This window comes from Streptomyces ipomoeae 91-03 (genome assembly GCF_000317595.1).
Taxonomy (GTDB): Bacteria; Actinomycetota; Actinomycetes; order Streptomycetales; family Streptomycetaceae; genus Streptomyces; species Streptomyces ipomoeae.
In genome coordinates this window covers 1-9,566 of sequence record NZ_AEJC01000625.1, presented here as the reverse complement: position 1 = coordinate 9,566, position 9,566 = coordinate 1, and the positions used below count along the sequence as shown (strand labels likewise).

Below are 9,566 nucleotides of genomic sequence, written 5' to 3'. Positions count from 1 at the left end.
CCCCGCTGGGGCTGGCCGCGTCCTTGCCCTCGGTCGGGAGCGCAGCCGCCGCCCCGGTGCCGCCGCGGCCATCCCCGTCCCCGTCGGTGTTGATCTTCTCGATGAGCGCGAGTCGTTCCGGTGTGTCCTCCGGCTTGATGAAACCGATCAGGATGTACAGGACCAGTGAGACCGCCAGCGGGATGGACACCTGGTACTGCAGCGGTACGCCGCCCTCGACGTTCCAGTGGATCGGGTAGTTGACCAGCCAGAAGGCGAACAGCCCGCACGCCCAGCTGGTGAGCGCCGCCGTCGGGCCGGAGCGGCGGAACGGCCGCAGCAGACCCAGCATCATCGGGATGGCCATCGGGCCCATGAGCCCCGCGACCCACTTGATGACGACGGTGATGATGTCCTTGAAGGCGGGGGAGTTGACCTGCGTGGCCGCCGCCATCGACAGGCCCAGGAAGACGACCGTCGTGATACGGGCGACCCGCAGGCCCTGCCCCTCGGTCCACGTCCGTGCCCGCCGCCACACCACCGGCGCGCAGTCACGGGTGAAGACGGCGGCGATGGCGTTCGCGTCGGAGGAGCACATGGCCATGGTGTGGGAGAAGAAGCCGACGATCACCAGGCCCAGCAGGCCGTGCGGCAGCAGCTGTTCCGTCATCAGGGCGTACGAGTCCGAACCGTCGCCCTTCTCCGACGTCACCAGCAGCGGCGACATCCACATCGGGAAGAACAGCACCAGCGGCCAGACCAGCCACAGGATCGCCGACAGCCGGGCGGAGCGCTCGGCCTCGTAGGGGGTCGCCGTGGCCATGTAGCGCTGGGCCTGGTTGAGCATGCCGCCGTTGTACTCGAAGAGTTTGATGAAGAGGAAGGCGAGCAGGAAGATCGTGCCGTACGGGCCGACCAGCGGTTCGCCGTGGCCCTCCAGCTTCGGGTGGTCCCAGACGCCGAAGAAGCCGCCGTAGTCGCCGAGCTTCCCCACCACGGCTACGAACATCGCGATGCCCGCGAGGAGTTGGATCACGAACTGGCCCAACTCCGTCAGCGCGTCCGCCCACAGGCCGCCGATCGTGCAGTAGATCGCCGTGATGCCACCGGTGATGAGGATGCCCTGGTTCAGCGACACACCCGTGAAGACGGACAGCAGCGTCGCGATCGCGGCCCACTTCGCGCCCACGTCCACGATCTTCAGCAGCATGCCGGACCAGGCCAACGCCTGCTGGGTGCCCAGGTTGTAACGGTTCTTCAGATATTCGAGCGGGGATGCGACGTGAAGTCGTGAGCGCAGCCGGTTGATGCGCGGCGCGAAGAGTTTCGAACCGATGGCGATACCGAGGGCGATGGGGAAGGACCACGTCACGAAGGACGTCACGCCCCACGTGTACGCGATGCCGGCGTACCCGGTGAACATCACCGCGCTGTAGCCCGACATGTGGTGTGAGATGCCGGACAGCCACCACGGCATCTTGCCGCCGGCGGTGAAGAAGTCGCTGACGTTGTCCACCCGCTTGTGCGACCAGACGCCGATCACGATCATCACACCGAAGTAGCCGATGAGCACGGCCCAGTCGAGACCGTTCATGTGCTCCCTCCCGGGGGTGCATGCGCATGCCAAGGTGCCGCGAAGTGCCCCTCATCGTCGAAGCGGCGGCACTGCGGCGGCAACGGCCGGGAAGGTCAAGAGGGAGTAAAAAAGTTCGGCGAGATGACCTCCGTTCACATCCATGACCGACTTGGATCAAGTAAACGTGACTCCGGTCACGCCCTAGCGCATCACCTCACCGGCATTGACCAGCAGGGATTGGCCGGTAATCGCCCGTGCCCGGTCCGACGCCAGAAAGACCGCCGTGTCCGCGACGTCCCCGTCCGTGGCCAGTTCCGGCAGCGCCACGCGCTCGGTGAGCCGCGCCAGCACCTCCGCCTCGGACACGCCCTCGCCGTGCGCGGTGAAGCGGACGTACGCCTCGACCGGCGGCCCCCACATCCAGCCCGGCAGCACGGTGTTGACCCGTATGCGGTACGGCCCGAGCTCCCGGGCCAGCGAGTACATCGCGCTCGTCAGCGCGCCCTTGGACGCCGCGTACGCCGCCTGCCGCACCTGCGAGGGCGCGGCGACGGCCGACTGAGTCCCGATGATGACGACGGAGCCGCCGCCCTGGGCCTTCAGGGCGGGCAGACAGGCCCGCGTCATCCGCAGCGTGCCGAGCAGGTTCACGTCGAGGACCGCCTGCCAGGTGGTGAAGTCGGCGTCCTCCAGACCCCCGAAGTAGCTGTCCCGGGCCGCCACATGCACCACCGCGTCGATGCCCCCGAACCGCTCCCGCGCCAGCGCCGCCAGCGCCTCGCACTGGGCCTCGTCGGTGATGTCGGTGGCCCGGTACGCCGTGTGCGCCCCTTCGGGGTCCAGATCGGCCGCGGCCTTGGCGAGATTCGCCTCCGTACGCGCCCCCAGCACCGCGTTCCCGCCGTCCCGTACGACCGCCGCGGCCACCCGCCCGCCGAGTCCGGCCCCGACCCCCGACACGACGACCGTCTTGCCTGCGAGCAGTGACATGGGGCCCTCCCTGTGCGTGCACGCCTATGGCGGATTACCTGACGGACCGTCAGAGTATGGGCGTCCGTCGGCGGAAGGAAGGGAAGGCGCATGAGCGAGAGGCAGCCCCTGGGCGAGGACACCCGCAGCGACCTGTACGCCGAACTGGCCTCCCGCGGCCCGTACGGCGTCCACCCCGGCCACGCGCTGATCACCATGGTCGAACCGCACCCGGGCCACGAGTACGCGTACAACCGCTGGTACGAGGACGACCACTACTACGCGGGCGCGATGGCGATGCCCTGGATGTACGCCGGCCGCCGCTGGGTGGCCACCCGCGATCTCCAACTCCTCCGTACGCCCGAGAAGTCGGCGATCGCCCAGCCGGTCACCGCCGGCTGCTACCTCTCCACGTACTGGATCACCGGCGGCCGCTACGACGACCACATGCGCTGGACGGTCGCCATCAACAAACGGCTCAATCGCGACGCACGCGTCTATCAGGACCGTACGCATGTCTTCACGGCCTTCCAGGACCACGAGGCGACGGTCTACCGCGACGGAGCCGCCGGCCCCCGCGACTTCCACGCCCTCGACCACCCGTACGCCGGCCTGGTGCTGGAGGTGGTGGACGCCGAAGGCCCGGCCGAGCGAGCCGAGTTGCTGGAATGGCTACGATCCCGCCACCTCCCCAAGCGCCTCGCCGCCTCCCCGACCGCCATGGTCACGGTCTTCCGCCCCACCCCCCTGCCCCTGGACCGCATGTCGTACGTCAAACAGGTCGAGGCCGTCGACACCCGCCTCACCCTCCTGTGGTTCCTGCAGACCGACCCCCGGGACTGCTGGGAGCCCCATTTCGCGGACCTGGGCGAGGCGGTGAACGCATCGGGCCTGGGGAGGGTGGAACTGCTGGCCCCGTTCATCCCGACGATCCCGGGGACGGACACATACGTGGACCGCCTGCGCTGACCGCCGTCGGTGCGCGCGACACCCGACGGCACACGACACCCGACAGGTGGTGAGCACAAGCCGAGCCCCCTCGGCCAGGACGGCGGGCTAGTCGAGAGGGCTCTTCGGTGATGCTTGTTCAGTTGTCGATCTCTGGCTGGGCGGTGAGAGCCGGGGCGTTCCGCTCTCTAGGCCTTGACGGAGGCCACGAAGGTGTTCCACGCGTCGGCGGGGAACTCCAGGGTGGGACCGTCGAGGACTTTGGAGTCACGTACGGCCAACGCCACGGCGGTGGGGGACTTGACCTCGACACACGCGCCATTTCCCCCGGAGTACGAGGACTTGGTCCAAACCTCCGTGGCGCCTTGCTGAATTGCCATGTTTGCTCCGGTACCCGTTCGTCGCTGAGTTGCTGTCGCCGTGCCGCGGGTCCCGTCCGGAACCCGCGGTGCGGTTTGTGCCAGGAGGTGTGTTGCTTCCTGGCGTGATCGACGCTACTCGCCAACATCGGTAGACGAAGCGACTATTCACCCGTGTGGGTGGCATATTCCGTTTTGGTCTTCCGCCGGGCGGGGTGCAGGGTGTATCGTCCGCCGCTTTTGTGCTCAGGAGCGCTCAGCGGGCGTATTCCTTCGCGATGTTCTCGATGAGCTGCCGGGACTGCTCCACGTTCAGGGCCTGCGCCCGAAGGTGCTCGTACATGATGGTGTACTTCTGGACGTCGTGCGCCTTCTCCAGATAGAGATCGCTGGTCACGCCCTCGATGTACACGACACTCGAATCGGCCGCGTCGACGAACTCCAGGATCGCGTACTGGCCGTTGATCCCGGGATGGGCGCCCACGTCGAACGGCAGTACCTGGACCGTGACATGGGGGAGTTGGCCCATCTCGACGAGATGCTCCAGCTGCTCGCGCATCACCGACCGGGACCCCACGACCCGACGCAGGGCCGCTTCGTCCAGCACGGTCCACAGGCGCAGCGGGTTCTTGTCGGTGGTGATGCGTTCCTGACGCCTTATCCGCACCTCGACGCGTTTGTCGATCTCGGTCGGCGGGGTCTCGGGCAGCGCCCCCTGGATCATGGCCTCGGCGTAGGTGCGGGTCTGCAACAGGCCCGTGACGATCTGTGGTTCGTAGACCCTGAGCGACTCCGCGTCCGTCTCCAGGCCGATGTAGACGCTGTACGGGACATCCCCGAACGCGTGCCACCAGCCCTGTTGGCGGGAGTCCTTGGCCATCTGCATCAGGGAGTCGACGATGCGCTGGTCCTCGACCTCGTAGACGTTGCAGAGGTCGCGTACGTCGCGCTGGCTGATACTGCGGCGGCCGTTCTCCAGGCGGCTGATCTTCGACTGGGAGACGAGCAGGCGGTCGGCGACCTGTTCTGCCGTCATGCCCTTGTCCTCACGGAGCTTGCGCAACTCCTGGCCCAGCCGGCGGCGCCGGACGGTGGGATTGACATTGGACGCCACGGGACGTGCACCTCCGGCTGCTGCCTCTACATTGCGTGTCTGCTGCTGAGCAGATTGCCACCAAGGTGCTCGGTACCGCTGGAAAACAGCGGATATGCACGGTGCATGGGCCGTTTGCGCCGGTGGTTTTCCGCCGTGGAGGGCTCTCGACGGGACATACGGCCGCAACCGGGGCTGTGGTGCGGTCGGACGAGGCCCTGACGGCGTGAGGTCCCCGACAGTCGCGAGAGGTCGCCGATGGCCGCGTGAGGTCTCCGGCGGCGCATGAGGTCGCCGATGGCCACATCAGGTCCCGGGCGGCGCCTGAGGTCCCCGGTGGCCGCAAGGGAGCGCCGTGCGGCCGTACATGCGGCCGCGCGGGGCGGTGGGGCCTTGCCGTACGGAGTCAGTCGTACCCGTACGTCCGGCCTCACGCGCCCCGCGCGAGCCTGCGGCTCCCGAACCGGGCTCTGGATCCCTTGGCGCCCCTTGTCGCGGCTCGGCGCTCATGGTGCGAGCGGGTGCCATGCGGTGCGCGGTGCGCGCACCGCAGGTCGTGCATGTGGTGCAGGTGGTGCGTGTGCAGGTGGTGCGAGTACTGCCGCCCGGGCGCCGGGTGTGGGATGTCGGGTGCGGGCCGCGGCTCTGGGCCCGGCACCGTCTCATACCTCGAATACCTCGATGCCCTCGGTGCAGTGCAGTGCAGTGCGGTGCGGTGTGGTGCGGTGCGTGTCGTGCCTCAGTGCGCCACGACGCGGGCCATGGAGCCTCGGCGTGGCTGCATCGGAACGCCGCGCGCGGGTTCCGGTGCGGACGGCCTGGCGCCGGGGGCGGCCTGCCGGCCGGTCGGTGCCGGGCTGCGGCGCGGCTGTGCGGCCACGCCGTTCTGCACGTCCATGACGGCGTGGGCCACCAGGCCGCCCATGGGGTCGTGCCGGATCAGGTCCCGCAGCCGGGAGCGGGACGAGCGTCCCTCGTTCCCCGGGTACAGGTGCTTGCCCAGGCCCACGGCGTGGGCGAGGGCGGCGAGTGCGGCCGTCCGTGGGTCCGGCGGTACACCGGTACGGATCGCGGAATCCAGCCGGGCCCTGATCTCCCGGCTGATGGCCGTCTCCGTCGCCTGGTAGCGCGTCGTCGGCAGCACTCCGCACATCTGGCCCGCGACGGCGTGCACCATGCCGCAGCGCTCCAGGTGTGACAGATAGGTTTGGCGGAGCCCGAGACGCGGCCCGCCGATCCAGTGAACGGCGCGTACGGGGGCGCCGCGCCTTCGCAGCAACTCCAATGCGCAGTCCAGTGTTGGATCTCCAGTCGGCCGTGGGGACACCACGGCGATACGATCCCCGTCTGGGGCTATCCGTCCGGCCAGCGCCAGCTCCACTAGCTGCGCTCCGGCCAGACCAAGGTCGAGCGACTGCGGCTGTGCAGTGGTACCCGTGGCCGGGTCCAATGCCAGCAGCAGAAGCTCCTCCGGAAGTGTTCTGCGGCTCCTGCCCATCCATGCCTCCCCGCGTGGATGAATGACAGGGTGACCCCTCTCACATTGGTCTGTCGAGGGTGCGTGACCGGAATGTAGTGGAACCAGTAGGTATGTCGTTCTCGTCTTCCACGGAGGTTAAGCCCGCACACAGGACACTGGTACATGGTTCGGACAGCGACGCGGCGCGGTTGTGGTCGCGGTGGCTAGGGTCTGTCCGGCGGATCAGGCCGCATGGAATCAACGGCGCCTCTTGGTCGCCGGTGAGCGGGGTGAGCCGCCGGGCAGGCTCTGGTGTCCGGGCGGTGGGTTTCACAGTTCGGTAGGGCGCGCGCTCCGAGGGTGGGCGGCGCGCGGGAGGAGGCATCGGTGGCGGGCACGTCCCCCGGCAGGTCGAAGCGGTACGAGTCGTCGACGGGGTCGACGACGGGGGACGAGAGGGACGAGCCGGCGGTCCCCAATCCAACGACCCCAGAGACCTCCGACCCGGCACCGACCCAACCCACCGGCTCCGCCAGGCCGCCGGCGGACCCTCGCGTGTCCCTGTCGCGGGACACGACCCCGAAGGCCGACCAGGCGACGGCCGTCTTCTCCCGCCGAGCACTGCTGGAGGCGGCGAAGGCCGAGGGCGTACGGCTGGAGGAGGCGGAGACCGGGGCGGCGAAGACCGACGAGGCCGAGGACGCCGAGGAGACCGGGGCCGCGAAGGCCGGGCGTTCGGAGACCGCCGGTTCCGGTGACGGTGAAGTGCGCGACGAGGACGACGACGCGGAGCCGGGGTCCGACGAGGGCGCAGACGCGGAGCCGGGGTCCGACGAGGGCGAGGACGCGGGCGTCGACGGCGGCGAGGCTGACGGCACCGAGCCGGAGGCTGACGCCGAGGCCGAGGGAGATGACGCTCACCCGCGCGACCGGGGTGCCGCTGCGCCCACCCGCGGTGCCTCAGCGGCCCGACTGCCCGCAGCTACGACGGGAGAGAACACGGCTCCCGACGCCGAGCCCGGCTCCGGCGATGGGCCGGAGGCCGAGTTCGGCGACGACTCGGCCGCCGATTCCACCGGCGGTGTGAAGTCCGGTTTCGGCGGTGATGTGAAGTCTGGTCCGAGCCGCGGCTCGGAGTCGGAGGCCGACCGCGACGAGGTGTCCGGGCGTGGCAGTGGCTCGGGGTCCGGCTCTGTCGGTGATGCCGAGGCTGATGCGACCGGTGATGCCGGGCCTGGCTCCGGCGATGGGCCGGAGGCCGAGGTCGGCGACGACTCCACCGGCGGTGCGAAGTCCGGTGTCAGCGGCGGTGCGAAGTCCGGTCCGAGTGGTGGCTCGGAGGCGGAGGTCGTCGAGGATGCGAAGCCCGGCTTCGGTGAGGACTCGGCGGACGGCGAGCCGGAGGCCGTCGACGGTGAGGACGCCCCGGCGGGGCCACCCGCAGATGGCGACGAAAGCCGCACGGGTGGTGCGGGTGGGAAGTCGGACGCCGATGGCGGAGCCGAGGCGGGGCGGCCTGTGGATCAGGCGACCGCGATTTTCAGGGCTCCTCGACTGCCTGCCGTCGACCAACCGACGACCATGCTCAAGCTGGGCGGTGCCATCAAGCCGGCCTCCGACACCGCCAAGGGCGACAACCGCTCCGGCGAGGATGCCAAGGGTGCCCCCAACGCCGGTGACTCTGACGGCGGTGCCCAAGACTCCGCCGTACCCCCCGCCGAGCGCACCAGCAAATTCGTCGCGCTGAAGCCGCTCGACGAGCCGAGCCGGCCGAAGGCCTCGGCCGCCGCGCCGGAGGCGCCCGGGCTCAGCCCCGCCGAGGCCACACGGGCGTTGCCGCACGTGGGACCGGAGCGGACGACACAGCAGCCCCTGCCGCCGAAGCCGCCGTTGGACCTGCTGGCGGAGCTGACGAACACGCCGCCGCCCCCGCAGACCCCGCTGCGGACGGCCATCCGGCGGGTCAAGATCTGGACCCCGCTGGCAATCCTGCTGGTGATCATCTTTGCGGTCGTACAGACCCTACGCCCGCTGCCGACCCCGACGCTCGCCCTGACGGCCGAGGAGTCCTACGCCTTCAAGGGCGACAAGGTCTCCCTCCCGTGGCCCGAGGAGGGCCAGGGCTGGATGGACGTCAACGGCATCGGCACGATGGACAGCTTCGGCGAGCAGAAACCCGTGGCCATCGGCTCGGTCGCCAAGGCGATGACCGCGTACGTCATCCTCAAGGACCACCCGATGAAGCCGGGCGCGAAGGGCGAGACGATCCAGGTCGACGCGAAGGCGGAGACCGAGGGCGGCTACGACAAGGACGGTGAGTCCACCCTCAACACCGTCAAGGAGGGCGACAAGCTCACCCAGTACGACGCGATCGCGGCCATCATGATCCCGTCCGCGAACAACATCGCCCGCCTGCTGGCCCGTTGGGACAGCAACGGTTCCGAGGAGGCGTTCGTCAAGAAGATGAACGACGCCGCCAAGGACCTGGGGATGAAGAACACCACGTACACGGACCCGTCCGGCCTGAAGGAGACGACCGTCTCCACCGCCGAGGACCAGGTCAAGCTCGGCAACGAGCTGGTGAAGATGAAGGCCCTGACGGACATCACCAAGCTGCCGTACTGGCACGACCCCTCCGGCCAGCGCTGGGACAACTACAACCGGCTCGTCCCCTTCAACAACGCCATCGGCATCAAGACCGGCTCCACCACGGCCGCCGGCGGCAACCTCCTCTTCGCCGGCACCCAGGAGGTCGGCGGTGAGACCGCGATCGTCGTCGGCGCGATCCTCGGCCAGCACACCCCGCCGATCATCGACACGGTCAACGCGGTCAGCAAGACGGCCATGCTCGCCGCCCAGGACGCGCTGACCTCCGACACCATCCTGAAGAAGGGCGACGTCGTCGGATACGTCGACGACCAACTCGGCGGGCGGACCCCGGTCATGGTCACGAAGGACGTCTCGGCGGTCGGGTGGGCCGGCAAGACCGTCAGGCTGGAGCTGGACGCGAGCGACTCCCTCCCGCACGAGGCCGAGTCCGGCACCAGGGTCGGCTCCCTCATCGTCGGCGACGGCTCGGGCGAGGGCGTCGAGGTCCCCGTCGCCCTCCAGCAGGACCTCACCGAACCCGGCTTCGGCGCCAAGGTCACCCGCGTGAGCTGAGCCGAGCGGAGGAATCGACAC

7 protein-coding genes are annotated in these 9,566 nt (G+C 69.3%); 2 read left to right on the top strand and 5 right to left on the bottom strand.

Features of this window, described 5'->3' with window-relative positions:
- Together STRIP9103_RS40575 and STRIP9103_RS40570 are read right to left on the bottom strand one after the other, a co-directional pair.
- Positions 1 to 1,573, bottom strand: a 1,573-nt coding sequence (locus STRIP9103_RS40575; protein WP_009338368.1) for a sodium:solute symporter family protein, incomplete at its 3' end; no start/stop codon positions are given.
- Positions 1,574 to 1,756: 183 nt separating this feature from the next.
- Entirely contained in the window at positions 1,757 to 2,545 is a 789-nt protein-coding gene (locus STRIP9103_RS40570) for an SDR family oxidoreductase (RefSeq protein ID WP_009338370.1), read from the bottom strand.
- Between the two features lie 90 nt (positions 2,546 to 2,635).
- Between STRIP9103_RS40570 and STRIP9103_RS40565 the strand changes: the two genes are divergently transcribed.
- Positions 2,636 to 3,493, top strand: a complete 858-nt coding sequence (locus tag STRIP9103_RS40565) for a hypothetical protein (protein ID WP_009338357.1) — start codon at positions 2,636 to 2,638, stop codon at positions 3,491 to 3,493.
- Between the two features lie 167 nt (positions 3,494 to 3,660).
- Here STRIP9103_RS40565 and STRIP9103_RS40560 read toward each other — a convergent pair whose 3' ends face one another.
- From STRIP9103_RS40560 to STRIP9103_RS40550, 3 genes are all read right to left on the bottom strand, one after another.
- A complete protein-coding gene (locus STRIP9103_RS40560; protein ID WP_009338361.1) occupies positions 3,661 to 3,852 on the bottom strand; it encodes a DUF397 domain-containing protein in 192 nt (63 codons plus the stop codon).
- Positions 3,853 to 4,087: 235 nt separating this feature from the next.
- The gene (locus STRIP9103_RS40555) at positions 4,088 to 4,945 is read right to left on the bottom strand and encodes a helix-turn-helix domain-containing protein (RefSeq protein WP_009338363.1); all 858 of its coding nucleotides are present in this window, start codon (positions 4,943 to 4,945) and stop codon (positions 4,088 to 4,090) included.
- A 718-nt stretch (positions 4,946 to 5,663) separates the two neighbouring features.
- Positions 5,664 to 6,422 carry a GOLPH3/VPS74 family protein gene (locus STRIP9103_RS40550; protein WP_048821906.1) on the bottom strand — a complete coding sequence of 253 codons (759 nt, stop codon included), beginning with the start codon at positions 6,420 to 6,422 and terminating at the stop codon, positions 5,664 to 5,666.
- Positions 6,423 to 6,770: 348 nt separating this feature from the next.
- On the opposite strand from STRIP9103_RS40550, the gene STRIP9103_RS40545 reads away from it, so the two are divergent.
- Positions 6,771 to 9,545, top strand: a complete 2,775-nt coding sequence (locus STRIP9103_RS40545) for a serine-type D-Ala-D-Ala carboxypeptidase (RefSeq protein WP_009338359.1) — start codon at positions 6,771 to 6,773, stop codon at positions 9,543 to 9,545.
- Positions 9,546 to 9,566: the final 21 nt, after the last annotated feature.

Bases quoted from the DNA above. Each gene is read 5' to 3' on its own strand.
- STRIP9103_RS40560 (WP_009338361.1), bottom strand. From the start codon at position 3,852: ATGGCAATTCAGCAAGGCGCCACGGAGGTTTGGACCAAGTCCTCGTAC.
- STRIP9103_RS40565 (WP_009338357.1), top strand. From the start codon at position 2,636: ATGAGCGAGAGGCAGCCCCTGGGCGAGGACACCCGCAGCGACCTGTAC.
- STRIP9103_RS40550 (WP_048821906.1), bottom strand. From the start codon at position 6,422: ATGGGCAGGAGCCGCAGAACACTTCCGGAGGAGCTTCTGCTGCTGGCA.
- STRIP9103_RS40570 (WP_009338370.1), bottom strand. From the start codon at position 2,545: ATGTCACTGCTCGCAGGCAAGACGGTCGTCGTGTCGGGGGTCGGGGCC.